Here is a 24,518-nt window from a genome sequence, read left to right on the forward strand (position 1 = left end):
GTGTTCCCAAAGAATTTCCTGTGGGGTGTATCACTAGCAGGTTTCCAGTTTGAGATGGGAGACCCAGCAGGCGAAGCCTTGGATCCAAACACTGACTGGTATGTATGGGTTCACGACAAATACAACATTGAAAACAAAATAGTTAGTGGGGATTTGCCAGAAAACGGCATAGATTATTGGCACCTTTACAGGGAGGATCACGCCCTAGCACAGAGCATAGGTCTAAATGCCTACAGGCTGAACGTTGAGTGGAGCAGGATATTCCCTAAACCAACATTCAACGTAGAGGTAGGTATCGAGGAGGAGGAAGGCATAAAGACAGAAATAGACATATCCGAGTCTGATCTTGAAAAGCTAGACGAGCTCGCAAACAAGGAAGCGCTAAGACACTACCGCGACATCATAATGGATCTCAGACAGAGAAACTTCTACGTCATCCTGAACCTAGTTCATTTCACGCTTCCAATATGGCTCCACGACCCAATAACCTCGAGAGCCACAAATGCGAAAAAAGGTCCTCTAGGCTACGCTGACCCCAGATTCCCCATAGAGTTTGCAAAATTCGCCGCCTACATCGCTAAAAACTTTGGAGACCTTGTCGACACATGGTCAACATTCAACGAGCCAAGCGTTGTAACTGAGTCGGGATTCCTAACGAGAAAAGGAAAATTTCCACCTGGGATATTCAACTTCAAAGCATATAAAAACGCAATGATCAACATTGCCCAAGCACACTTCCTAGCATACCACGTCATCAAAAAATTTGACAAAGTAAAGGCCTATCCTAGCTCCGAAGCTCCGGCAAGCGTTGGGATCATACACAACGTTGTCCCATCCTACCCGTTAAACGCCACAAAGAAGTCAGACATAGATGCATCAAGGGTTGTACACCATCTGCACAACGCATGGATTCCCAACTCCATCGTAAATGGATGGATCGACCTAGACTTCGACCTCAAACAAGAATCGGGAGAAATCTATGAGAAATACAAGGGAAAACTCGACTGGATGGGCATCAATTACTATTCAAGGGCAGTCGTCAAAGGTAAATTCAACATACTAAAACCATTAATCCCATTCCCCGCATACCCAGTCCTAGTCAAGGGATACGGCTTCGAATGTACACCAGACTCACAAAGCCTAGCAGGCAGACCCACAACAAACTTTGGCTGGGAAATCTACCCAGAAGGAATAGTTGAAGCAGTAAAACTCATGAAAAACTACAATGTCCCACTCATGATCACCGAAAACGGAATCGCAGACCGCGACGACAAGTATAGACCACACTACCTGGCAATACACCTCAAATACCTAGAAGACGCAATAATGAACAAAGAAATACAGCTCAACGGGTACCTACACTGGGCACTCACAGACAACTATGAGTGGGCCGACGGCTTCAGAATGCGCTTCGGCCTCATCTACGTAGACCTACAGACAAAGAAACGACAAAAGAGGGCGAGCGCAGACGTCTTCTCAAAGATAATAGCAGAGGGCACAGTGCCAGACGAGTATGTAAAAGCGGCAAAACAAGTGCTTAAACTAGGCTCTAATACCTAAGAAGCCTGACATAATTTTTTCCGCCAACTTTTTCTACCTTCACGTATCCAAGTTCCTGCAGCTTCTTTATACGGCGCCACAGCGTTGTTGTCGGCATCTTCACGTATTGACCAATTTCTGACTGAAACATGCCCCCGCCCATTTTCTTTAGAAGCTCTATTATTTCTCTATCTTCCTCCGAAAGGTTACCATTCCTCCTCTTAAGCAAATAGAACATAGCTATTCCCGCAAACAATAATATAGCCAATGCTATACCTATTGTTTCAGCGCTGAATATTTGAGTGGATGTTTGGCTTGGCTTGCCTGGGGCTAGAGATGACCCGTTCTGTGTAGAGGCTGGCTGTTTGTTTACTTGTGGAGTTGTTTGCGGCGTGGTTTTATCCTGTGAGATACTTTGCGGTATGTATGCAAAGGATAAAGACACGCTTCCACTGGGAAACTCGAGGACGAGGTTAGAGTCAGAAGTAGATACGGCTAGGGGTACGGGTTGCATAGAAATTAAAGTGGATCCTTTTGGAAGCTTCACAATGCTTTCTATGGGCGAATTATACTGGAGACTCCATATACCTTTGGAAAAAGTCGTTATGGTCTGGGTATAATAGCTGATATTTATTCTCGTGCAGTTAAGGGCAAGAATGGTAATAGTGTTACTTGTCTGGTTGATGTCGTATGCTAATGGGTTTCCGGATTGATCAGTAACTATGATGCCTAGCTCAGTTATAGGTGTACCTATAAGGGAAACATCATATATACTTGTAGCATTGACCTTTAACGAATAGTCTACCCTGACTAAGCCACTTTCCAGAACAGTGAGCGTGACATATTCATCGGGCAAACATGTAACAGTATAAGCTAAAGCCAACAAAAACACGAGTAGCGCAGGGGCAACTCTACGCATATTATCGAGAAAACACAAGTGAGATTTAAATGTGATGAGAATAAACAGCATATAAAATCTGACAGCTCTATGCGGGAGAGTTTAAGGGTGGCGACCCACTCGCTTTAAGTTTCTCGTATGCCCTTCTGGCAGCCTCCTTGAGTTCCCCTGCCCTTTCCTCCGGCAAGCCGTCATAAGTGAAAACCCATCCTCCCCACTCTATCCCGGCTGGGTACTTCAGTTTGTCTTGAGACCTGTGAACGGGGTAGAACTCTACGTGAAAATGAAAATCCACGTCTCCGCGGCACGGAGCTTGATGCAGAATCATCATGTAAGGCAAGCTGAAGCCGAAAAGCGAGTTATAAGTAGCTACGACAAATCGAATAGCGTCCGCCAGGGTTTTTTCCTCCTCCTTTTTCAATTCTTTGAGACTGCCAAAGTGGCGCAAAGGATAAATGTGTACCTCGTAAGGCCACATAGCGTAGAAGGGCAAGACAGCCACAAAATCTCTGTTTTCATATATGACTCTCTCTTTTCCGTCCCTCTCTAGTTTGGTGATGTGGCAAATTAGGCACTCTCCATGATCCTCTATGAACTTTTTCTGCATCTCTATTTCCCTAGCTACCCGAGGAGGAATAAATGGTAATACATAGACTTGGCTATGCGGATGTGTCAGGGAGACACCAATCACTTCTCCCTTGTTCCTAAATGGGAGCACATACTGAATCTTTTCATCCATGCATTCCTTCTCTGTTACGCTCCTAAGCGTCTCTATGTATTTAACTAGGTTCTCAAATGGGATGCTGTCTAGATCCCCCTCGTGTTCTGGCGTCTCAACTACAACCTTTGCAGAACCATAAGCCTCACGTACAAGGTAAATATCCCGAGATTCCCGAGATACTCTAGCTTCGCGTTTCAATGCTGGGAACTTATTATCCAGCAAGAGAACATCCCAGCCAAAGCCAGTCTCATCGCTCCCTGGACAGAAGGGGCATCTTTCTACTTGTCTCCAGGGACGCTTGCTACGTTGACTTGAAACTATGACCCAGCATCCCAGAAGAGGGTTCCACCTTAACTCGTTATAACTGTTGCTCACAAAGCTAAGCAATAAAAAAAGAAAAATAAGTCTTTTTAAAGAAGGGTTGGGAAAAAGAAGCCGAAAATGGCGTTTATGATGTAGACGAGCACCGCGATGACTGCTGCGCCTAGCCATCCGACGCCCTGTATCTTTCTAAGGGCGTATAGCCATACAAGAATAGCTATCACTGTTCCAAAAGGTATCTCTACAACTTTGAAGACCCAGAAAATTATTGCTCCAATAAGTGCCGTTATGAAGGCTCCAGTGATTGATTCTGCTTTCTGTTTTCCTGGAAAGATTTTTAGCGCTAGCCAGACTGCGATGGCTGATACAATCCATCCTAGAATAAAGTTAATTATTGTTCCCACTGTCACGATATAATGTATAGTGATAAAGGCTTTTAAATTTTTCCTAGCCTTTCCTTTTACTGAAAATATTTTTGAAAAAATTTTAATCCACCATTGTTGAATTAAAACATGTGTTCACTGCGTCAGCTCCAGGTAGAGTGGATTTCCTCAACACGCACCAGGACTATAAGGGTTTACCAGTTGTTCCCATAGCGATAAACCTGAGGACATACGTAACAGTGATAGAGGAGAGCAACTACTTTGAAATCAAGAGCGAAGACCTCTGCAGAGAGGGCAAAGACTGCATCGACAAGTTCTCTCCCTTGAATCCGTCACTACTCGAAGGAAGATGGTGGGGAAACTATCTCAGAGCAGTTGTGAAAGCTGTAGAGGAGCATCTGGGAGAGCCCCTAAGAAAAGGCTTCAAGGCAACCATCACGAGCAAGGTTCCCGTTGGAAGCGGATTATCAAGTAGCGCCGCACTAGAAGTGTCCTTCCTGAAGGCTATCGACCACTTCTGCAATCTTGGCCTCTCAAAAAAGGACTTAGCCGAGCTAGCCTTCCAGGCGGAAAACAGGATAGCAGGCATCCCCTGTGGTAGACTAGACCAGTACTCTTCGGCCTTCGGCGGAATAATTCTATTGAGACCCAAACCTCCCGTGGAAATAGAAGAATTAAAGCCTGGAAACGTGCAACTCATAGTTGTAGACTCTGGGATAAGGCATAGTGTCGCAGATATACATCCATCAAGGCAGGAGGAGATAAATAGCGCCCTTAGGAAGCTAATGGAGAACCCAAAAGTTCCTCATGAGCTTAGGGAAAAACTAGGATACAGATATGACCAGCCAAAATGGGAACAAATTAGCCTAGATGAGATAGAGCCATACCTGGACATCTTAGCCGAAAAGGAAAGGAAAAGAATCCTCTTTACCATCCTAATGCAGGCCTCAACAATGAGAGCAGTAGAAAAAATGAGGAGAGAAAACTGGAACCTAAAAGAGATAGCACCCGAAATCAACTACCAGCACGAACTGCTAAGAGACCTATACGATGTAAGCCTCCCCCAGCTCGAAAAGATAAGGGACGCGATGCTCAAGGCTGGAGCCCTAGCTGTAAAGCTGAGCGGCGCAGGCATGGGAGGAAGCCTCATAGCACTAGTAGAGAAAAATGAAGAAGAAATAGTAAAGTCTGCACTTTCCGCCGGCGCTAAGGAAGCGTGGAAAGTATGGCCTGACAGTGGAGCGCGGATTGAAGAATAATTTTTCCTAGAATCAACACCTTTATTCAAAGCAACCATAAGTGGCGGCAAGCTCTGGATACCCGCACCTGGTAAGCTGCATGCATACCGCATAGTTTTTCTTCTGCGTATATTCTTTAAGAAGCAAAGCGGCTTCAAGTAGAATGTTTGAATACTCACATTTCCCACGGCTAAGTAGCTTAACAAAGTCCTCGAGCTCCCTCAATGTGTCCAGATCCTGCTTTTCTCTTATCTTCGCCTCTAAATACGCAAGCTTCACTGAATAATAGCTGGCATTCTCGGCCCCACCCATTTTTTCTAGTACCCCTCCCAGGATTTTCTTGGCATTTGCATAGTCCTTTAAATGAATAAATGCGATACCCATCAGAGTCTCCAGTTGTATGTTCTTCTCTAACCCAATCTTTTCCACTTCACCGATTGCCTCTAGTGCAAGCTCTGGGAGAAAACGGGAAAGCCTAGCCTCTGCAAGCCTATAGGACGTTTCCAGGATTTTTTCAGAGTACCTGGGATTAATAGCATAAAGTTTTTTCAGGATTTCTAGCTGGAGCTCGAGTAGCTCTTCGGCAAGGGCCATAGCATAGTTGCTTGAGGCATGTCTCTCCAAGACATGTAGCCTGAAAAGAGTGGTATTGCTTAAAAGAGAGGAAACAGTCCCCCTGCTCAGGATAGAAACAGCTTCCAATATATCGACAGAGTTTTCGCTGTGCAGATTGTTTAGTGCGAGAAAAGCCAGATACTTGTCTGCACCAGGTACGCCTGAAACAAGGAACCATGAAGCTATGAAGGGGGCCTCGGATGAATAAACCTTTTCTGCTATATTGCTTGGAACCAATATCTTTTCCCGAAACATCCCCTGGACATAGCTGTTCCTGAAAGAGTACAGTCCCAGGTGCGGAACCTTTAGCAAAAGTCTCTGTAGTATAGCTTCAGACTCCTCGTCAATCTCCTCTATTAACTCTACCGGGAAGCTCCTGGTCTTAAACATTGAAGGCAACCTAAGTGCATCTGCAACCTTCACTGGAACGATTTTTCTAAGTTTCTCAGCTAGTAGACCAATATCGCCTGGAACTTCACAATTTTGCCCCAGCACTTGGCAAACGCCTAGATATGTAGAGGCCAGATCTACATAGGAGGGATTTCCCATACTTTTCTTAGCGATTTCGTGGGCAAGCCGTTCGTCATCAACCCCGTCCCACTTTAGTCTAGAAGAAGCAATTTTTTCAGCGTCCTCGAGTGTTATTACTCCTTCAAGTTCTACTAGTTGCCGCGACGCGCCGTCCCAGCCGGCAGGCGTGAATAAAAAGTCTTTGCCAGGTGTAAAGACAACCTTTTTACCTGAGAGCTTAAACGCTACGTTTTGAGAGCCATAGTAGAGAGTATAATTTTCGCTTAGTAGCTTTTCAGACAACTTGAATGCAAAGCTGTGTTTTCCCCAGCCGTTTTCACCGCTAATTAGAATTGCTCTTCCAGAATCTATGTTCCTTAATGCGTCCTCAAGCAAGGCTTCGATCCTTTCGCTTACTATTATCTCTGTAAGGAGGGGCCAGAGGTAATCTATCATCCAGGGCAGATTCTCTCGCATAATAGAGACAACGTAAAGCTCTCCCTTTTTTGGTTCGACCTTAATATTGTATGAAAGTCTCTCAATAATCTCGTCTGCTATCTCCTTGCACTTGTGAAAGCTAGCCCCAGTAGTCTCCTCCACAAAGGATAAGCCATTGACTAGCCACTTGACACTCTCTATGGTTAACAAAGAAAGATCTACGCCTCCAAAAAACGCCTCGACTAGTGCCCTAAATATTTCAGCAAGCCTCTTGTCTTTTCCTAGGATGTTTACCCAAGAGATTTTTTCTGATACCAGTTTGTTGAGAGTTTCCTTTATCCTTTCTGGCTCTTCTTTTCCAGCAAAAGCATGGAAAAGGACTGGTTCCACGTCGTCGAAAAATTTTCTGGCACAATCGTAAAATATTTCGGGAACATTTTCTAGAGAAGCCGACTCAGAGGCTAGTCTAGACAAGTTTTTTGCTACACAAGTATAGTATGTGTCCGAAGATATCATAAGCCGTAAAAATTATTATTGAATATTTGTTTTTTGCCTTGAATCTCTTTTTCGAAGAGAACAACCTCCTTTCCGTCCCACTTGCAAAGCCTAACCTTGCCCCCCTCTATCCTGACGTATGTCTTATTCTCCACGCCGTTATCGGAATTATAACTGTTTTTTACCCAGCTACCAGTGTTGATAAAAACTTTCCCATTGCTAACCAAAAATCCGGGAACATGTGTGTGTCCAAAAATCACTACATCCACCCTGCCGATTTCTGGGTACGACTCCAGAAATGAAACTAGCTTTTTAAGAGGCTTGCTCACTGCCAGTGACTCTATGCTCTTTCCACGTAGCCTACTCTTGAAAAGTCTCGGCCCAATTTTCTGTACAAAGCCGTACCACACCTTGTCCTGGAGGTCCCTCCAGAGAAGAATGATCAGGGGCGAAAAGAGTATGATGCTTGCCAGGATAATTGTAGCCTCCATGAGTAGCGATGTCGCATGGAAAAGGAAAAGCAACAAAAGGACGGTAAGCGTCGCCAAAGCTGCAAAAAACCATTCGAGCGGCCCAGGCAAGGCAAACAGCATCTCCGAGAACAAATAGATATAGGACTGGACTCTCCAAAGACCCTTTGTAAGAAGGAAAAGGTTGTCCAGCTGGTGGCCGTGGAAAAGGAGGACCTTCTTCCCCTCCACGTCGAGCAGGAGGATGTCTGGAGTAACATATATTTCTCCAGCCCACCTACTACCAGGGAAACGCATCCTCGCAGATATCCTGTCATGATTGCCTGGCACAAAAATGACCGAGGAACTTAGGCGAGCAATAAGACGCAAAGGATTCAAGGCGTCCTGGAAAACGTCTCTCAGGCTCCCGCTCCAGAGCTCAAAAATGTCGCCAAGGAGAACCAGTAGCCTAGTCTTGTCCTCATCGTTGAGGTGATCCAAAAAATTTGAGAGATCTTCGTGGAGAGAAAGTGTCCTCCCACCATACCTTAAACCGAAATGCACATCGGAAAAAACAATTGCGTTTTCGTCTTTTGCCAAGTGTACAAGAGGAACCCTGCGTCCACCGACATTTAGCTCCTCCACAAACATATCTAGACGCAAAGCCTAAGTTGTCCCAAGAAATAAATTTATCCCCCGTAGCATAAGCAACGTACCAGATTACTAGCAAAAAATTTAATTCTACAGTTTTCTCGTACAGACAAGGACTGAACTAATGGGTGACAAGAAAGAAGCAGTAGCCATAGCAACTTTCATGACTGTTCTAGGTGTAACAATAGGGAAAGGCATAGTCTATCTCCTCACCTCAAGCATGTCAGCACTAACCGAGTTCGCAGACTCGGTGACGGACATAGCTACCTCACTTTTGACGTTCATCTCTGTTAGGCTCGGAAACAAGCCGCCAGACGAAAACCACCACTACGGACACGGTAAAGCAGAGGCAATAGCCGGCTACACAATTGGAATTTTCGCAACAATTGCCATGTTCTATATTGCTCGGGAAATACTAACACGCTTAACAACCGGGTACCAGGTTCACGCCAACCAAGAAGCAATCTACTTGACAGCTGGACTAATAGTTGTAGATATCTTCCTTGTAGCGATAAACTATATTGGATACAGAATCGAGAAGAGCCTCGCCCTTAGGGCAAACACAATAAACTATCTAGGAGACACAGTAAGAGGCTCAGGCCTACTCCTAGCAATATCCATCCCCAGCCTAGACCTCCCAATCGCAACACTACTCTTCACATTCTTGGCTTACGAGGTTTACAGACTCCTCCGCGAAACAACCTCCGTACTAATGGACGAGTCGCCAACAGACCTAACACTTAAAATAATGGAAGCTCTCAGGGAAACAAAAGAAGTAAAAGAAATAAGAAAAATCCGTACAAGGTGGACAGGAAACACCTACCACGTGGACCTCACATTAGCCCTAGACCCAAGCTATACACTAGAAGAAGCACACAAAATCTCGGAGACAATTGAGAAGAAGATAAAGAATCTATCAAGCTCAAAAATAGACATAACTACCCACCTCGAACCATGCGACCCTTCCTAAGAAGATTTGAGGTATATGAAACATAACATATAGCGCATGTAGCGCGCGCTAACCGTTTGCCCGATGGGCGCTTCATACATAGATAAGAATGGTCTCGTAAAGATCGACCCGAGCCTCTGCATTGGATGCAAGTACTGCATGACCGCGTGCCCGTACGGCATGAGGTGGCTTGAGCCCGTTCTTGGGCTACCGGAGAAATGCATGGGCGAAGAGTGCCAGACCAGGATTAAGCAGGGCCTACAGCCCGTCTGTGTAACAGTATGCCCAGCCGGAGCCAGGGCCTTCGGCGACCTAGACGACCCCAAGAGTGAAATCAACAAGAGGCTTAAATCAGGCAGGGTCATAAAGTTGCTCGAGTATAAGGGTACTAAACCAAAATTCTTCGTGGTGGTGGGAAGATGATATTCCAGGAAATTTGGAACCCGGTAGTGCTGGGATTCTTCCTCTGGTTCGCTGGTATCGCTGGAATGGGCAGTGTGGCCTATGCCTTAATGAAGATCTCCAAGGTCGAGGAGAAGCTAAAAGAATTATCAGTGATAATCTTCGTTTCCATTGTGCTGGCGCTTGTCTTCGTTGTAGCAGACCTATCTCGGCCCTTAAACATGCCCTTCGCAATCCTACAGTCTCTCCTATCGGGAACCTTCATCGTAAAGATATTCATCTCATGGATGAGTTTCGGAATATCTGTGCTTGCACTTCTCCTGTTGCTCTCTTTCCTGTTGCTATTGAGGCATACGTTTGTTCCAGGCCTACAAAAGCTCACGGATCAGAAATGGTACCTCGTACTGACTGGTCTTATAGGATTCCTGGTCGTGATATACAGCGGATTCCTCATTGCAAATGCCCCAGGAATACCCTTGGAACAACGCACTTATCCCTGTTCTATGGATCTTCTCAGCCTCAGTATGTGCAGTGGCCATCCTCAAAATCCTCGTAAAGAACGAATCAATTATACACTTCCTTACACGGGCAGGACTCACACTCGAAGTAGGAGAACTGGTTTCCCTAGTAGCTCTAATAAACGTCTCATTGTACTCGGGTATCGAGGCCGCACAAGAGAGCGCATACGCACTCTTCCTAGGCCCCCTGGCGCCGGCGTTCTGGCTATTTGTAATTATCATAGGAGTACTTGTACCTATGGGTCTAGGCTTCGTATTGCTTAAAAAGGAAGATAGAAACCTTGCTCTGATTTCAGCGATTTGCGGGCTCATAGGAGCCTTGGCCCTCAGAATGCTTGTCCTCTGGGCAGGAATACCAATACCAATAACACTCTAGGGAAAAAGCCTTAAAAAATATTATTTTTTCTTTGGAAATTATTCACTGTTAAAAACTTCCTCTACTTCCTCTATAGATGTTTTCATGTGTATAGCTCCTTTTTTTACATAAATGTTTATGTTCTAGAGAAGGTATACTCATGCTTTATGAGTGGCATAAGCCTAATACAAGTGTTTCTAGCTTTGTTGTCTGGCGGCATTGTAGGCTTTTCTCTAGGGCTGATAGGCGGGGGCGGCTCCATTCTGGCGGTTCCCTTGCTTATTTATCTCGTAGGCTATAGTGATCCCCATGGGGCAATAGGGACAACTGCCCTAGCTGTTGGTATAAATGCCCTCTTAAATATCGTCCCCCATGCATTAAAGCGGCATGTAAACTTTAGGCTTGGAGTAATTTTTAGTTCTACTGGCGTTATAGGTGTTTACTTAGGCTCTGAGCTTGGACTAATGATGGAGGGTAGGAGGCTTCTCTTCCTCTTCAGCCTGCTAATGATACTAGTTGCGATAAATATGATCCTCTCAAAAAAGGAAAATTCCAGCAAGGGGTTCCAAGTAGCAAAGAATTCATTTTTAAAGCTTGCAGGTGCAGGTTTAGGAGTAGGTTTTCTTTCAGGATTTTTCGGGATAGGTGGAGGCTTTTTAATTGTTCCCGCATTGACCACATTTTCTACCATAGATATTGTGCAGGCCATTGGAACCTCCCAGATAGCTGTTTCTTCTTTTGGTTTTCTAACAGCAATAAGATACTTCCTCAAGGGCTACGTGGATATCACTTTTACACTTCTCTATGTGGTAGGAGGAATCATTGGAGGGTGGGCCGGCACATATTTCATGTCCAGGATTCCGCAGAGCACATTGAAAAAGATCTATGCCGTGATAATTTTTCTCGTCGCTCTCTACATGTTGTACATGAATATAGGGGCTTTATCCTCTAAATAATGTTCTCTAGCGCGCGCTTGAAGTTTTGTCCTCACTAGTTGTTCCCATGAAAATCATAGATGGATGTTTTTCCTTGGGTGAAAAACGTTTTCTCCTGCTTTTTCCATAGTTTTCCTAATTAACCCGATATGTGTAATGTTCTGTGGGGTAAAACATGAGGACAAGAAATATCGGATTAGTGCTGGCGGCTGTATTAATACTCTCTATGCTTGTACCAGTTTTTTCAGGCCCAGACAAAAGCGCAGAAACTCTCATAACGAATGCTGAGAGGTTGCAGAGACAGGTGTACTACAGGAACAGTGTACTCGTCAACGCTACTTCAGGTCTAAACACAAGCCTGTATGCATACAATTTATCTCTTATACTCAACCTTACGAAGCTAGCTGACTCCTATCTAAACACGAGCAAGCAACTTTACAGCCATGGCAATTATACAGGGGCTGCCACCTATGCCATCAAGGCAATAAACACCTACGGAGAAGTTATCGAGCTACAGGAGAAACTCTCAGACGCACTACATGTAGAGTTTAAGGTAGGAAAAGAGCAAGAAGAATACAACATAACCGCGGCAAATGTCACAGCTATAAACAGGACAGCCCTAGTACTCCAACTAGAAGTCCTAAAAGCAAGAATAGCTGAACTTAAGAACGTCCTCGGCAAAGTTAACCAGTCCATCTACAATGTAACCGGCGCCCTGAACCTGCTTGACGACGCAGAAAGTCTACTCTCCGATGCAGAGGCAAAGCTACAGACCGGCAACATAACTGTCTCAGAGCTTGCAAAGACCCTTGGAACAGTCAAGAAGATACTTGGGCTTGTCAACGCAGAGCTTCAAAGAGCATCCCTCAAGGTAACAGTAGTCAGGGCAATGAAGCTAGGCATCCTCAAGAACAACGCTACACAGGTTCTAAACATGACTCCAATAATCAACCACACAAAGATAAAGGGTAAAGGAAAACCATCAATAAATGATACAAAAGAACTCGAGGAAGAAGTCAACAAGACAGAGTCCAAGCTAGAGAAGGAAGCCAAGAAGCAGGCAGACATAAAACAATTATTCAAACAGGCTGAGAAACAAATACAAGAGGCAAAGAAAGACATCAACGTTATTAAGAAAGAGGTAAAAGAGGAAGAAGAGGGATACGGCAAAGGAAATCAGGGTAAAAAAGAAGAGGCCAGAGGAAACAACAAAAAATAATTTTGTTTTTGTGTTTTTATTTTAAAAGTATTATCACATTGAAGCCTATCAGCCAAGTCATGATTATTATTCCGATGACCAGCATTATCTTCTTTGAGACATCTTCACGTAGCAACTGTGCCTCAACCAGCACCATGTGCAAGCCATACAATGCATGATAGGTTGCTGCCGCTGCTAAAACAATTTCCCCCGCCATTACGAGTGGATTCTTCAACGCAGATATCACTTCCTCGTAGGTTGGAATACCGTGGGCGGAGCCCGTCAAGTGGACCCTGTAGATATGTGCGAGGACGGCCAGGGTCAGTATTGCCCCTGTTACTGCCTGGAGGAGCCAGGCTTTCCCAGACCGACTCCTAGAAGACATTCATTATCACCCATGTACCTATAAGGAATAACAAAACAATGGTAACCCAGCTAATGGCGAGAATAGTTTTCCTCTTTTCTACCATTATCCCCATCTCAACTATTAACGAGTATAATCCTAGGACTCCGTGAATAACTAGCGCGGCCCACAAAAACAGGTCCACCAAAATAGCTGGGGGAGATGTGAATACTCCTAGAAATGCATTGTAGACATCCTTTCCGAGTACAACAGTCGATATATCGATCATGTGTGCAAGGAAGTATAGAGCCATAATTATCCCGGCTAGTCTTCGAGCAGCAAATGAGACTTGCTCCAGGCTTCTACCCCTTAGCTTGAACCAAGACCTTAGAACATACCCTATATTCATTTATATCACCTGTAATTTTCCAAACAAGAGTTCTTTCCTAATCTTCATAATTGTCTCGCCAGGCTTAAAGTCAACAGGACACCTTGCACTACACTCGAAAGACCCGTGACACGCCCACACGCCCCTGCGGCTGTCAATGATTGCGGGGACTTTTCCGTTGCTGGAAGACTTGTAGGACATAGCTATAACTGAGGGGCCAACATATCCTTCAAACGTGTTTGCGATTGGGCACGCGGAATAGCATATGCCGCACTCTAGACAGTCGAGTAGCTTCTCTACCTCTACTGTGCCCGCTACTTTTTCATGGGTCCCTGGCTTCACGAGGGCATACTGCTTAAACATTCTAGACTTGTTGACTGCCAGGTCGCTTATCACCTTGAATCCTCTCAGGGGCTCTAGGACAACTATCCCGTTCCTCGCGACTTCCCCTATTTTCGTTATGCAGGCCAGCCTCTCTACCCCGTTTATAATCATTCCGCATGCGCCGCACGCACCGTGATGGCATGCATGCTCAAAGGCTAGGGTTCTGTCTTTTTCTAGACTAATTTTCTCAACAACATCGAGAACGGAGGTGTCTGGGTCGGCCTCAACTTCGTAGCTTACGTATTTTGGTTCTCTCCATTCAGTCTTATATTTTCTAATTATAACGCGGTACTTCATACAGTTGCCTCACCTCATGTGAAATAGCTCCAGTAAGGAGCAAGAGGTGTATCAGCGGTTCTGCAAGGCTGAGTTATTCCAATCCTCTCCGCTACGAAGTCCGCCATCTTCTCGGCCATCAGCCGGGCAGTAGTAAATTTCCCACCAATAATGCTGGCAAAGTTTTCGACCCCTTCCCTTGCATGGTCAATTATTGCGAAGCTCCTGCTAACCTCCCTGCCAGTAGATGCCTGGACAGCCCCTACAAGCGGCCTAGAAGAGACAAAAGTAGCTTTCACCTTTAGCTTTGCAACTATCGGTGCGAGCTCTGTGCCCCTCTTCAGCATTAGTTCGACGTGTTCTCTGGGTATAGTAACCGTGTCCGGGTCCTCCACTACCCAAGAAGTCGTACCAATCACCGAAGTCCCCCTCTGGTGAATAATGATGTCGCCGTCTCCGGGCTTATTCAGCCTATTGAAGACCCTGTGACCAATCCTGGCGTTGAGGGCTACCATGACGCCTGGGCTCGGCTTCACCGGCACGCTTAGACCAGCGAGCCTGGCAACCTTGTTTGCCCAGGCACCAGTAGCGTTGACAACATAGTCAGCCTCGAGCTCGTATTCGCGTTCCGACGTCTTGTCGAGGACACGGACAGCCTTTATTGCTCCAGACTCTATCCTGAAGCCTACAACCTCGCTGAATGGTCTTATGTCTGCGCCGTGCAGTTTTGCCGACGCTAAAAAGCTCAGTAATACCTTCAAGGGGTCAAATGTGCCGTCCGGAACAAGGACAGCCGCCTTTAGCTCAGGGTTAAGGTTTGGCTCGAGCCTCAACGCCTCGTTCCTGTCTAGCTCCTTCACCGGTATACCTGCCTCCTCGCACTTTTTCAAAAAGAAGTCCTTGTATTTTAGATCAGACTCGTCTATCGCGACAAATAGCCCTCCATTTTTCTCGAAAAGAAATGGAGCGATCCTCCTCAAAGTAACATTCTCAAGGTAGCACTCCCTGGCAACATCCACGTCTTTGACATACCTGCAACCACTATGCAGAAGCCCATGCGTCCTACCACTCGTACCACTGCCTATCGAGCCACGCTCCAGCAGTGTGACTCTTGCTCCCCGCTGGGCAAGGTCATAGGCTATTGCGGCACCAGTCACGCCTCCACCGATAACGACAACATGTTTTGTCAAGCCGGTTCATAGATTATTCCTATGAATAATATAAAAAGTTTTTTAATTAAAAGATATAAATAGCTATATACATATCGCTACTCCGAGTAGCCGTAGGCCCAAGGTACCTCCTTTGCCCATCCAAGAGCACGCTTGACAGCCGCTTTCCAGCCAGCGTAAAGCTTTTCACGCTTCGTGGGATCCATTTGCGGGATAAACCTCTTCTCCTCTACCCACAGCCTCTTCAGCTCCTCTAAGCTACCCCACACTCCAACAGCTAGACCCGCAAGGTAAGCAGCACCTAGAGACGTTGTTTCACGCACAAGCGGTCTAACTACTTCGACTCCAAGAATATCTGCCTGGAACTGCAACAAGAAGTCACTCTGCGACGCGCCGCCATCCGCCTTCAAGACTTTTATATCCCTACCTACATCTGTCTTCATAGTGTCAACAACGTCACGCGTCAGATAGGCAATGCTCTCTAGGGTCGCCCTAGCTATATGTTTCCTCGTTGTTCCACGTGTAATACCAATGATGAGGCCCCTTGCATAAGGATCCCAGTAGGGTGCGCCTAGCCCTGTAAATGCGGGGACGAAATAAAGACCACCCGTATCATCTGCGGACTCTGCCAAGGGGTTGATTTCAGGCGAAACCTCGATGATCTTTAATCCATCTCTTATCCACTGGATAGCAGCTCCAGTGATAAAGATGCTTCCTTCTAGTGCATAGTAAGCTTTACCAGGCTCGAGAGAATAGAAAACCGTCGACAGCAAGCCTCTCCTCGAATAGAAGACCCTTAAACCAGTATTCAAGAGGATGAAATTGCCCGTACCATAGGTACACTTGACTTCTCCCTCTTCGAAACCTGCCTGACCGAAAAGTGCTGCCTGCTGGTCTCCAGCGTCGCCCGTCACAGGTATGCTTGCCCCGTTAAATATGCCGTTTAGCGCTGGACCAGTGTACCCGTATACTTCCTTGTCGCTTGATGGACGTGGAAGTGGCAGGGACTCTTCTGGTATTTTACCCATAAGCTCTAATAGTTCTTGATCCCAGCTCAGCTTCTCAATGTTGAAGAGCATGGTTCTGCTTGCGTTAGAATAGTCTGTCACATGTGCGCCGCCCTTTTCAGGCGTCAAGACTTCCCGGGAGCCACGCGTCAAGTTCCAAATAATCCACGTATCGATAGTTCCAAAAACTGCCTCTCCCCTCTTTACCTTTTCCCTGAGACCATCCACGTTTTCTAGGAGCCACTGGATCTTGCTACCTGAGAAATACGGATCAGGAACAAGCCCGGTCTTCTTGTGTATGAGCTCAGAATAATTCTCTTTGAGTTTATCCGTTATCGTAGCTGTTCTCCGGTCCTGCCAGACAATCGCGTTGTAAAGCGGGTTCCCAGTTCTGGGGTCCCAAACAACTACTGTCTCCCTTTGGTTCGTTACTCCAATAGCTACTATTTCTCTAGGGGAAATCTTTGACCTTTGAACGGCATCCTTTATACAAAGCAGGGTTTTCTCCCAGATCTCTGCTGGGTTATGTTCAACCCATCCTGGCCGAGGGTAAATCTGGGTATGTTCGCGGTAGGCCCATCCCCCTGGGACAGGTTTCCCGTCTTCTCCGAAAATGCCTGCTCTGGTTCCAGTCGTTCCTTGGTCAATTACAAGTATATATTTCTTCATAACAAAGCCTATAAAAAACCAGGAAACTAATGAATTTTTTGCTATATAATAGATAAGAGGCTGAGCCAAGAGTATTTCTCTTTATTGCTTGCCTGTAAAATGCCCAAAGATTTATATATCTAGACTTTTAAAAGTTAAAAACCATACTTATCTATTTAAATCTTCAAGAAACTAACTTTCTTGGTCGACGCAAAATGGAGAGCGAGCTTGAAATAATCAAGAGAAAAATGCTAAAAGAAATGTTGCTCAAAGAGGGCGCCACAAAGAGAGAAGCCACATGCCCCTACGACGCCAACGGCAACAGTATAACTTTCCACGAAAACCTGGCAAAGTGCAAACTGGCAATAGCAGATTTCTGGGCAGAGTGGTGTGCCCCCTGCAGACTAATAGAGCCAATATTTGAGTCCCTCGCAGAGAAATACAGGGGGAAAGCTGCCTTCCTGAGGGTAAACATCGACGAAAACCCTGACCTTGCGGCGGAATACCAAGTCATGAGTATACCAACCCTCATTGTTTTCAGCCGTGGAAAAGAATTTACACGATTCATTGGCTACTCGCCACAGCTCTCCAGACAGATAGAAAATGTACTCGAACGACTACTTTAATCTAAAAGTCTAACGGTCTTTTTAGACTATAAAGAATATATTAGGCCTAAAGTAAACGATTTACTCATTTTATAAAGAATTTGCAAAAATGTTTATATACTACAATTACACTAACTAAATCGCCGGTGGAAAAATGGTAACCAGAAGGCAGTTCCTCTACATCCTAGGAGGAACAGTTGCAGTTGCAGTTCTAGGCGGAGGCGTCTACTTTTTGACCCGCACCCCAAGCCAGCAACCACAGAAACCAAAAACGCTCAGCGGCAAGCTAACTATTCTTGGACGTTCAGGTTACCACGAGACCATTGTCAGAAACTTGATGGACACATTTTCCAAGAAGTATCCCGACGTTTCCCTCGATTATGTTCCAAAGGGATACACAGACGAATATCAAACCATAGTTCTTTCCATGCGGAACAAGTCTACAGACTACGACGTATTATACATTGACGAGCCCTGGATCCACATGATGATAAACAACGGCTGGTTGCTTCCAATTGATCAACCAAACCTTTCCAACTATCCCGACTCTTTGAAGAGCTGGCCAACCGTAAACGGTAAGACCTACGCCCAGGCGATAACTGGTAATGCAAACTTCTTGTTCTATAGGAAAGATATCCTGGACAGTATAGGGGAACAGCCACCCCAGACCTGGGACGACGTTTTAAGAATTGCTAAAAAAGTAAAATCAAAGTATACAGACGTAGGAGTCAAATTATATGGCTTCGGCGCTTATTCAGTCAAAGGCACCTCCATAGCTCAAGATACCTTCCCAGCAATTCTTTATCCATTCGGTGGACGATACTTCGCAGATGACGGAGTAACTCCCGCGCTAAAAAGCCAAGCCGCTATAGATGCCCTGGAATTCTTCAAGGAACTAAAGAACTACAGTCATCCACGCATGACTGAGTTCCAGAGTCTTGCAGAGTATTCCGACGCTATACTTCGGGGCGAGGTTGCAGTTGGTGTGGCATGGAACGGATGGCTGGCTGACATTGACAACCCACAAAAGTCTCAGGTAGTAGGAAAAATAGAGGTTCAGCCTTATCCAAGGCAAAAAACATTCTTTGGAGCCCAATCAGGAGTGTGGTATATGGCCGCATCGGCTTTTACCACCAATCCAGATGCAGCAATTGAATTCGTAAAGGTAAGCACGTCATTTGAAGCACAAAAACGCGCCGCATTAGAGGCTGGCTTGCCACCTACACGACTTAACGTCTTTACAGATGATGATTACAAGAGTAAAAGAAGGCTTGCAGACAAATTCCGCGAAATAATATTAAACGCTAAACCAGTTAGGACAAACCCGCTATGGGGAGACATGGCTGAAAACGTGGGTACATACCTCTACATGGGATTGCTAGGACAAATAAGCGCTGAGGAAGCAATCAATAAGGCACATGAAGAGATGGTTAAAGTAACTTCAGCCATAAAGTCCTAAAATAACCTTCAGAGGATATTTACAATATGAAGTTAAGAGAGTTCCTCCAAAAAGAAATTTTTCTTTTACCGGGCCTAGTTGGACTAGGAGTATTCCTCTATGCCCTTATCTACACAATCTACATGTCGTTTTTCAGGTACAAACTTGGCTTTACTGAACCCACCTTTATAGGCTTACAAAACTTTGTAAGCCTGTTCAACGATGAGATCTTCCGCACAGCAGTCTTTAACACGATTTATTTCGTCATCGTAGCGACTACTCTTGAACTTTTATACGGCATTTTGCTTGCCTCTCTACTGTATTGGAGCAAATATAGATACCTTTTCCTTCCACTAATGCTAGTTCCAATGCTTCTACCTGCCGTAAACATAGTTGTTATATGGAGGTTCCTTCTACATCCTGACTACGGTATAGTCAACATATTTTTAAAGAGTATAGGTCTTAGCCCTATTGATCCGTTAAACGACCCTACATGGGCTATGCCTACAATAATATTGATGGATGCATGGCAAATGACACCATTCGTAATGATTATCATTTTAGCAGGGCTATCCACAGTTCCCCGAGAAATAGTTACTGCGGCCAGGCTGGATGGCGCAAACAAGTTCCAATTGACAACAAAGATACTTCTACCGCTCACCAAGAACGTCATTATGGCTGTGCTTCTGTTGCGTTTGATCGACGCTTTTAGAATATTCGCCAAGGTCCAGCTATTAACAAGAGGAGGCCCGGGAATAGCCACAGAGACGCTCGAACTACAAATCTACAATCGGGGTGTTAGAGGTCTCGAGATAGGGTTTGGGTCAGCTATGTCCGTGATATTTATCCTTCTAGCAATGGTTGTGATTATTCCATACATGATAATGGTGATAAGAGGATGGCGTCGCTGAGTGATGCAATACTAGTTATAATTGTTCTCTCAGTGATTATACCGCTAGGCTCCCTTATCCTCATAAGCTTTATGCCTCCAGGAGAGAGAACATTCCCGCCAGTCCACTACACGTTGGATAATTACGTTTATGTGCTTGACAAGCTAAAGTTCTACCAAAACATGTTCAATACTTTCTATTTTATCACACTAGCAGTCTTAATATCGCTTGTGATTTCAATTCCTACAGCCTATGCGATTGCACGTTTACCGATTAACTACCATCTTTGGGTTATCACAGTTGGTTTAGTGATTCTAGTCAAATCGCTTCCCCCGGGAAGCCTGCTAGTACCTATTTATGACTGGCTGTGGAGACTAAAATTAACAAATACTCCTCTCGGCGTCGCTATTAGCTATCAAGTATACACGTTGCCCTACACCATTTGGCTTCTCACATCTTTCTTCTTGGATCTCCCACGAGAAATAGAAGTAGCGGCAAGACTTGATGGAGCCGGAAGCTTTTCGCGTCTAATCCATGTGATTCTCCCCATAAGTATACCAGGCATTATCTCTGCAGTAATAATGAACTATCTGAATCTCTGGAACGAATACATGTATTCAAGCGTTATGGTCTCAAGCAGTAGGTACCAAACAGCAGCAGTTATCCTGGGTCAAATGGTAAGTAGCGAATACGTTGTAGAGTGGGGTGTCATGGCCGCGGCAAATGTTTTAAGCATAATTCCTGCATTGATATTTGTCTCGTTTGTTCAGAAAAATATTTCGAGAGCAATTACGGGTGGTATTAAGGGGTAAGGTGAGGAGAATGGCATTTTTAGAGCTTAGGAATATCTCGAAGTCGTATGGGAAAAACAGAGTCCTAGACAAAGTCTCATTGACAGCCGAAAAATCAGAGTTCCTCGTAATACTCGGGGCAAGCGGAGAAGGCAAATCCACAATCTTGAACATCATATCAGGCGTTATACGGCCTGATGAAGGCGAAGTAGTAATAGATGGGCGGGTAGTAGACGACTCCAATAAAACATATGTACCGCCAGAGTTAAGGGACATCGGATACGTCTTCCAAAACTATGCATTGTATCCCCACATGTCAGCCTTTGACAATATTGCATTCCCACTTAAAATGCGTAAATTGCCCGAGGAGGAGATAAAGAAAAGGGTCAGAGAAGTCGCAGAAATGTTGCGTATAAGCCATGTTCTTGACCATAAACCATCTCAGCTATCAGGCGGACAGCAACAAAGAGTCGCAGTTGCTAGAGCAATAGTTAAGCAACCCAAACTTTTACTAATGGATGAACCATTCAGCAACATTGACCCGGCTCTCAGGGCAAGTGTACGTTGGGAAATAAAGACCCTCGTTAAACAGGTAGGCATCACGACTGTGATGGCTACACATGACCAAGAAGAAGCCATGTCTCTAGCAGACAAAATATTGATACTACACAAAGGCAAAATAATTCAAACAGGGACTCCAGAAGAGATATACAACAGACCCGTCAACACATACGTTGCAGACTTTGTTGGAGGAATGAATATCTTACCTGCAAACATTCTGATTCCTCAGATCGAAAGCATAGCCGAACTGAAAAGTCTTAGTGTTGAAAATATTGGATATATTGGTTTTAGGGCAGAGCATACGCGTCTAGACGACCAAGGAATCAAGGCAGAGTAATAGGTTCCGAGTATAGGGGAGACAAGTGGGTAGTCTTGGCAGATATCGGCTCTGACAAGCCTGTAAAGCTATACCTCACCACAAAGGTAAATGTCGACGATACAATAAGATTCTTGCCGTCCAGGATTTACTTCTTTGATTCACAGGGGTCACTGGTAGATACAAAAACCTTGGCTTGAAATTAAAATTTCTTTCTTAAAGTGTTTTTTCTTTCTTTTTAAGAAAGATTTAAAGGGTATAATCCTCTTTATGCCAAGCGATAGACATGGCAACACTTGAAAAAATCGTTAGGGATGCAAAGGTTTTCTCTTTTGACATCGATGGCACACTTCTAGACAGCTACACCTATATGCGGGACGTCATCCAGATACTCCTCCTATACATAGGGGTGCCAGCAAACATGCTTGAAATGCTTACAGACGAGGTCTACATGAAGTGGTATGAGCTTGAAAAACAAGGTGTCATGGACTACGGCAAGTTCCACGTTTTCCTGGAAGATTTTGCCCGCAAATACTCTATTAATGTAAAGTACGACGTAGAGAAGTTTAAAGAGCTTATGCTCGAGGCGCGTATCAGGGGGTCTCAGCCATATAAATGCGCATTTAAGCTCCTCGCCGAGCTCAAGAAGGCTGGCAGAAAAGTCGTTTCAGTGTCTGGTGGCGACGGTGTTCCCGGGATGAAGTACAAGAGGATAGCTGAGAGCGGTCTAGCACAGCTTTTCGACAAGATAATCGTTGTATATGAAGATGTGCCTTCACGTGTAGATGGACTCATAAAGGTAGCAGAAGAGCTGGGCGTGCCAAGAGAGGAAATTGTACACGTCGATGATAGAGCGAAATTTGCCCTCGAGGTCTACAATGCAGGCTTCAAAGCAATAGTAGTCAAGACAAACTTCTTTGACCCCTATTATAGTCTTCCAGAAGAAATACCAGTTGTCGACTCACTCTGCACAATCCTAGATATAATTGCCAAGACACCGCCAAAACAATGAATAATTTTCAAGAAAATTTAAAACATGTTTACGAGACATGAGCAGTGAAGCCTTCCTATGCTGGATCTAGGGTCCCTTGAGGTAATAATCGTATTTCTCGCTTCCCTACTCATCGGCAGGGTTTTTAACATCAAGCTTCCGGGCTTTGTCTTCCAGGGAATAGTTCTCGTACTAGTCTGGAGCATAAGTGCATGGGCCGCGGCTAGCGGAATAGAGGCGCTAAAGGTCTCTCTATATCACACAGTCATATTTCTGGCGCTAATTATCCTGTTTGTCTTTGGTATAGGTAGCTTCTACACAGAACGGTCTCGCAGAATTTCGGCTCATGTAGAAGCCAGACCGAATTACCCGATAATTATAGCTATAGCCTCAGGGTGGCTGACGGGTATATACGCTAATTGGCTTCAAGCATACCTGTCCCAAGTCATATGGCCCCTAGTACTCGCAGTAATCTTTGCCACTGGTCTGGCAATGCATACAACAATTAACCTTGAGGCAATAAGGAACGGTGGAGACGTTTTCCTCAAGGCCTTATCGGTAACCCTGGTTTCTGCGTTCTTAGCTGGCATTGTAGCCTCGATTTTTCTCAGAGTGCCTCTCAGGTATTCTCTGTCGATCCTCTTTGGTCTTGGGTGGTACAGTTTCGCTGGTCCCTTTGTTGCACAATTTTTTGGCCCATCGGCAGGGCTGACAGCATTCCTGGTAAACATCCTAAGGGAACAAGCAACATTTATACTTACACCACTTCTATCAAGGTTTAAGGTGGCAACAATAAGCCTCGGGGGAGCAACGACCATGGACAACACACTATCAGTCTTTATCTATACTTACGGCGAGGAAGCCGCAGTTCCAAGCATTATGCATGGATTCGTTCTGACATTTATCGTGCCGCTTCTAGAATCAATAGTTGTAATGCTTCCCATTTGAGGCCGGTGAGTTCCCATGAAAAGACTTTACGCCTTATCATTTTCCTTATCTTTTCTGCAGGGACTGCTTGTCCCAGTCATCGTTCTCTATATGCTAAGGCTAGGCTACAGTGAGGCAGAGATAGGGATAATCACAGGCAGTTCTTCACTTTTATATATTGTAGGCGCATTACTATCTTCATTCATAGTTAGCAGGCTCGGGGACTCGAAGACAATAATTCTTTCTCTAAATCTCTTGACAGCAGGATACCTCTTATTTTTATTCTCACATTCAATCGTGGTCATCTTTATCGCTGCAAGCCTTGTACTCCTAGGCTTTGGGATATTCTGGCCGTCCATAGAAAATGCAGTATCCAGTGTCGGTGGAAAAGTGTCTTCCTTTTCATTTTCCTGGAGCTCTGGCTCCCTTCTTGCAATGGCATCTGTCTACCCATTGTCGCTTGTGGAGCCAGCATTTACCTTTCTATTCTTCTCAGGATTCTCGGTGTTTCTAGTTTCTTTCGCGATTTTTAGCCACAAAAGGAGAATAGAGCCAGCCACTCCTGCCGGCATTCTGGGATCTCTCAGGAAGGCCGCTATTGCATGGCTTCTCTGTATAATATACTCCCTAAACTCTTCGGGACTAATAACGTTTTACCCTGTCCTAGTCGAAGCCAGGAAGCTTCCACAAATTCTCCTCTCTGCGACCCTTTTCGGCATGATTTTTTCTAGAACGCTTCTTTTCTATCTATTCGACAGGGTTCCCAATAAATTGAGAAGACTAGACCTAGCCGCCCTCTTGATGTTAACTCCTGCCCTCGTGGTGTATACGAATGATTCGCTTATTCACGTATCTACCGCACTTCTATCAGGAATAGGGCAAGGAATAGTCTACGGCATTGCTTTAGAAAGAGTTTTCAAAAGACAGAGCCTAGAAGTTCATCTATATACATCCCTGTTCGAGTCATTTATTGGAGTGGGCTACTTCTTCGGACCAATGCTCGGTGTGGGCTTCAGTAGCTTATTGCGTGTCCAGCCCATCGCAACTACTGCCTTCATGAGCTCGGTTATGGCTCTATTAGCTGGCTTGCCACTTAGGAGAAAAGAGTCCTAAAATTTTTTATATAGGCTCAAAGCATATCTTGTTAGAGGATATACTCCAAAGCGTCA

The 24,518-nt window shown here is 45.0% G+C and carries 27 protein-coding genes; 16 read left to right on the plus strand and 11 right to left on the minus strand.

All coding sequences use genetic code 11. The features are described from left to right. Positions 1-1,560: a beta-galactosidase BgaS gene (bgaS, locus tag N186_RS06555; RefSeq protein WP_052885547.1), complete on the plus strand. Its 1,560-nt coding sequence runs from the start codon at positions 1-3 to the stop codon at positions 1,558-1,560. On the opposite strand, the gene N186_RS06560 is transcribed toward bgaS, so the two are convergent. From N186_RS06560 to N186_RS06570, 3 genes are all read right to left on the minus strand, one after another. Further along, positions 1,550-2,458: a helix-turn-helix transcriptional regulator gene (locus N186_RS06560; protein WP_187147004.1), complete on the minus strand. Its 909-nt coding sequence runs from the start codon at positions 2,456-2,458 to the stop codon at positions 1,550-1,552. The genes bgaS and N186_RS06560 overlap by 11 nt on opposite strands. 67 nt (positions 2,459-2,525) lie before the next feature. Next, complete coding sequence (gene galT / locus N186_RS06565; RefSeq protein ID WP_020962999.1) at positions 2,526-3,533, minus strand: galactose-1-phosphate uridylyltransferase; 1,008 nt, start codon at positions 3,531-3,533, stop codon at positions 2,526-2,528. 35 nt (positions 3,534-3,568) lie between these two features. Next, complete coding sequence (locus N186_RS06570) at positions 3,569-3,892, minus strand: hypothetical protein (protein WP_052885548.1); 324 nt, start codon at positions 3,890-3,892, stop codon at positions 3,569-3,571. 101 nt (positions 3,893-3,993) lie between these two features. On the opposite strand from N186_RS06570, the gene N186_RS06575 reads away from it, so the two are divergent. Continuing rightward, positions 3,994-5,121: a galactokinase gene (locus N186_RS06575; protein ID WP_020963001.1), complete on the plus strand. Its 1,128-nt coding sequence runs from the start codon at positions 3,994-3,996 to the stop codon at positions 5,119-5,121. A gap of 21 nt (positions 5,122-5,142) precedes the next feature. Here the strand turns inward: N186_RS06575 and N186_RS06580 are convergent, their stop codons facing one another. Next, positions 5,143-7,179 (minus strand): hypothetical protein, encoded by a 2,037-nt coding sequence (locus N186_RS06580; RefSeq protein WP_020963002.1) that lies wholly within the window; start codon positions 7,177-7,179, stop codon positions 5,143-5,145. Further along, positions 7,176-8,258 (minus strand): metallophosphoesterase, encoded by a 1,083-nt coding sequence (locus tag N186_RS06585; protein WP_020963003.1) that lies wholly within the window; start codon positions 8,256-8,258, stop codon positions 7,176-7,178. The genes N186_RS06580 and N186_RS06585 overlap by 4 nt, the downstream gene beginning before the upstream one ends. 124 nt (positions 8,259-8,382) lie before the next feature. On the opposite strand from N186_RS06585, the gene N186_RS06590 reads away from it, so the two are divergent. Further along, a complete protein-coding gene (locus N186_RS06590; protein WP_020963004.1) occupies positions 8,383-9,228 on the plus strand; it encodes a cation diffusion facilitator family transporter in 846 nt (281 codons plus the stop codon). Positions 9,229-9,291: 63 nt separating this feature from the next. Continuing rightward, the gene (locus N186_RS06595; RefSeq protein WP_020963005.1) at positions 9,292-9,630 is read left to right on the plus strand and encodes a 4Fe-4S dicluster domain-containing protein; all 339 of its coding nucleotides are present in this window, start codon (positions 9,292-9,294) and stop codon (positions 9,628-9,630) included. Between the two features lie 79 nt (positions 9,631-9,709). On the opposite strand, the gene N186_RS09825 is transcribed toward N186_RS06595, so the two are convergent. Next, positions 9,710-9,991: a hypothetical protein gene (locus tag N186_RS09825; protein ID WP_020963006.1), complete on the minus strand. Its 282-nt coding sequence runs from the start codon at positions 9,989-9,991 to the stop codon at positions 9,710-9,712. Positions 9,992-10,068: 77 nt separating this feature from the next. On the opposite strand from N186_RS09825, the gene nrfD reads away from it, so the two are divergent. The 3 genes from nrfD (at position 10,069) to N186_RS06610 (ending at position 12,636) form a co-directional block, all read left to right on the plus strand. After that, the gene (gene nrfD, locus N186_RS09830; protein ID WP_020963007.1) at positions 10,069-10,503 is read left to right on the plus strand and encodes an NrfD/PsrC family molybdoenzyme membrane anchor subunit; all 435 of its coding nucleotides are present in this window, start codon (positions 10,069-10,071) and stop codon (positions 10,501-10,503) included. Positions 10,504-10,649: 146 nt separating this feature from the next. After that, positions 10,650-11,438 (plus strand): sulfite exporter TauE/SafE family protein, encoded by a 789-nt coding sequence (locus N186_RS06605; protein ID WP_052885682.1) that lies wholly within the window; start codon positions 10,650-10,652, stop codon positions 11,436-11,438. Positions 11,439-11,592: 154 nt separating this feature from the next. Further along, entirely contained in the window at positions 11,593-12,636 is a 1,044-nt protein-coding gene (locus tag N186_RS06610; RefSeq protein WP_052885549.1) for a hypothetical protein, read from the plus strand. A gap of 16 nt (positions 12,637-12,652) precedes the next feature. Here the strand turns inward: N186_RS06610 and N186_RS06615 are convergent, their stop codons facing one another. The 5 genes from N186_RS06615 to glpK form a co-directional block, all read right to left on the minus strand. Further along, on the minus strand, positions 12,653-13,000 hold the full coding sequence (locus N186_RS06615) for a succinate dehydrogenase/fumarate reductase transmembrane subunit (protein ID WP_020963010.1): 348 nt from the start codon (positions 12,998-13,000) through the stop codon (positions 12,653-12,655). Then, complete coding sequence (locus tag N186_RS06620; RefSeq protein WP_020963011.1) at positions 12,990-13,367, minus strand: succinate dehydrogenase/fumarate reductase transmembrane subunit; 378 nt, start codon at positions 13,365-13,367, stop codon at positions 12,990-12,992. The genes N186_RS06615 and N186_RS06620 overlap by 11 nt, the downstream gene beginning before the upstream one ends. Then, on the minus strand, positions 13,368-14,027 hold the full coding sequence (locus tag N186_RS06625; RefSeq protein ID WP_020963012.1) for a succinate dehydrogenase/fumarate reductase iron-sulfur subunit: 660 nt from the start codon (positions 14,025-14,027) through the stop codon (positions 13,368-13,370). 14 nt (positions 14,028-14,041) lie between these two features. Next, the gene (locus N186_RS06630; protein WP_020963013.1) at positions 14,042-15,196 is read right to left on the minus strand and encodes an FAD-dependent oxidoreductase; all 1,155 of its coding nucleotides are present in this window, start codon (positions 15,194-15,196) and stop codon (positions 14,042-14,044) included. Positions 15,197-15,273: 77 nt separating this feature from the next. Further along, positions 15,274-16,851, minus strand: coding sequence for a glycerol kinase GlpK (gene glpK / locus N186_RS06635; RefSeq protein WP_020963014.1), 1,578 nt, complete (start codon positions 16,849-16,851; stop codon positions 15,274-15,276). Positions 16,852-17,045: 194 nt separating this feature from the next. On the opposite strand from glpK, the gene trxA reads away from it, so the two are divergent. From trxA to N186_RS06675, 9 genes are all read left to right on the plus strand, one after another. Next, entirely contained in the window at positions 17,046-17,456 is a 411-nt protein-coding gene (trxA, locus tag N186_RS06640; protein WP_020963015.1) for a thioredoxin, read from the plus strand. Between the two features lie 133 nt (positions 17,457-17,589). Further along, positions 17,590-18,894, plus strand: a complete 1,305-nt coding sequence (locus N186_RS06645) for an extracellular solute-binding protein (RefSeq protein ID WP_020963016.1) — start codon at positions 17,590-17,592, stop codon at positions 18,892-18,894. A gap of 26 nt (positions 18,895-18,920) precedes the next feature. Next, positions 18,921-19,784, plus strand: coding sequence for a carbohydrate ABC transporter permease (locus N186_RS06650; protein ID WP_020963017.1), 864 nt, complete (start codon positions 18,921-18,923; stop codon positions 19,782-19,784). Next, the gene (locus N186_RS06655) at positions 19,772-20,575 is read left to right on the plus strand and encodes a carbohydrate ABC transporter permease (RefSeq protein ID WP_020963018.1); all 804 of its coding nucleotides are present in this window, start codon (positions 19,772-19,774) and stop codon (positions 20,573-20,575) included. The genes N186_RS06650 and N186_RS06655 overlap by 13 nt, the downstream gene beginning before the upstream one ends. Positions 20,576-20,585: 10 nt before the next feature. Continuing rightward, entirely contained in the window at positions 20,586-21,452 is an 867-nt protein-coding gene (locus tag N186_RS06660) for an ABC transporter ATP-binding protein (RefSeq protein WP_148682121.1), read from the plus strand. Positions 21,453-21,487: 35 nt separating this feature from the next. Further along, positions 21,488-21,631, plus strand: coding sequence for a hypothetical protein (locus N186_RS09745; RefSeq protein WP_187147006.1), 144 nt, complete (start codon positions 21,488-21,490; stop codon positions 21,629-21,631). 86 nt (positions 21,632-21,717) lie between these two features. Beyond that, positions 21,718-22,443, plus strand: a complete 726-nt coding sequence (locus N186_RS06665) for an HAD family hydrolase (protein ID WP_020963020.1) — start codon at positions 21,718-21,720, stop codon at positions 22,441-22,443. 57 nt (positions 22,444-22,500) lie between these two features. Then, on the plus strand, positions 22,501-23,370 hold the full coding sequence (locus N186_RS06670; RefSeq protein WP_020963021.1) for a LysO family transporter: 870 nt from the start codon (positions 22,501-22,503) through the stop codon (positions 23,368-23,370). Between the two features lie 15 nt (positions 23,371-23,385). Further along, positions 23,386-24,462: an MFS transporter gene (locus N186_RS06675; protein WP_148682122.1), complete on the plus strand. Its 1,077-nt coding sequence runs from the start codon at positions 23,386-23,388 to the stop codon at positions 24,460-24,462. Positions 24,463-24,518 lie beyond the last annotated feature (56 nt).

This window comes from Thermofilum adornatum, from assembly GCF_000446015.1.
Classification (GTDB): domain Archaea; phylum Thermoproteota; class Thermoprotei; order Thermofilales; family Thermofilaceae; genus Thermofilum; species Thermofilum adornatum.

Excerpts from the sequence above, each read along its gene's own strand:
- N186_RS06560 (WP_187147004.1), bottom strand. The coding sequence starts at position 2,458 with ATGCGTAGAGTTGCCCCTGCGCTACTCGTGTTTTTGTTGGCTTTAGCT.
- N186_RS06580 (WP_020963002.1), bottom strand. The coding sequence starts at position 7,179 with ATGATATCTTCGGACACATACTATACTTGTGTAGCAAAAAACTTGTCT.
- N186_RS06585 (WP_020963003.1), bottom strand. The coding sequence starts at position 8,258 with ATGTTTGTGGAGGAGCTAAATGTCGGTGGACGCAGGGTTCCTCTTGTA.
- N186_RS06590 (WP_020963004.1), top strand. The coding sequence starts at position 8,383 with ATGGGTGACAAGAAAGAAGCAGTAGCCATAGCAACTTTCATGACTGTT.
- N186_RS06595 (WP_020963005.1), top strand. The coding sequence starts at position 9,292 with ATGGGCGCTTCATACATAGATAAGAATGGTCTCGTAAAGATCGACCCG.
- nrfD (WP_020963007.1), top strand. The coding sequence starts at position 10,069 with ATGCCCCAGGAATACCCTTGGAACAACGCACTTATCCCTGTTCTATGG.
- N186_RS06605 (WP_052885682.1), top strand. The coding sequence starts at position 10,650 with ATGAGTGGCATAAGCCTAATACAAGTGTTTCTAGCTTTGTTGTCTGGC.
- N186_RS06610 (WP_052885549.1), top strand. The coding sequence starts at position 11,593 with ATGAGGACAAGAAATATCGGATTAGTGCTGGCGGCTGTATTAATACTC.
- N186_RS06615 (WP_020963010.1), bottom strand. The coding sequence starts at position 13,000 with ATGTCTTCTAGGAGTCGGTCTGGGAAAGCCTGGCTCCTCCAGGCAGTA.
- N186_RS06620 (WP_020963011.1), bottom strand. The coding sequence starts at position 13,367 with ATGAATATAGGGTATGTTCTAAGGTCTTGGTTCAAGCTAAGGGGTAGA.
- N186_RS06625 (WP_020963012.1), bottom strand. The coding sequence starts at position 14,027 with ATGAAGTACCGCGTTATAATTAGAAAATATAAGACTGAATGGAGAGAA.
- glpK (WP_020963014.1), bottom strand. The coding sequence starts at position 16,851 with ATGAAGAAATATATACTTGTAATTGACCAAGGAACGACTGGAACCAGA.
- trxA (WP_020963015.1), top strand. The coding sequence starts at position 17,046 with ATGGAGAGCGAGCTTGAAATAATCAAGAGAAAAATGCTAAAAGAAATG.
- N186_RS06645 (WP_020963016.1), top strand. The coding sequence starts at position 17,590 with ATGGTAACCAGAAGGCAGTTCCTCTACATCCTAGGAGGAACAGTTGCA.
- N186_RS06650 (WP_020963017.1), top strand. The coding sequence starts at position 18,921 with ATGAAGTTAAGAGAGTTCCTCCAAAAAGAAATTTTTCTTTTACCGGGC.
- N186_RS06655 (WP_020963018.1), top strand. The coding sequence starts at position 19,772 with ATGGCGTCGCTGAGTGATGCAATACTAGTTATAATTGTTCTCTCAGTG.
- N186_RS06660 (WP_148682121.1), top strand. The coding sequence starts at position 20,586 with ATGGCATTTTTAGAGCTTAGGAATATCTCGAAGTCGTATGGGAAAAAC.
- N186_RS06665 (WP_020963020.1), top strand. The coding sequence starts at position 21,718 with ATGGCAACACTTGAAAAAATCGTTAGGGATGCAAAGGTTTTCTCTTTT.
- N186_RS06670 (WP_020963021.1), top strand. The coding sequence starts at position 22,501 with ATGCTGGATCTAGGGTCCCTTGAGGTAATAATCGTATTTCTCGCTTCC.
- N186_RS06675 (WP_148682122.1), top strand. The coding sequence starts at position 23,386 with ATGAAAAGACTTTACGCCTTATCATTTTCCTTATCTTTTCTGCAGGGA.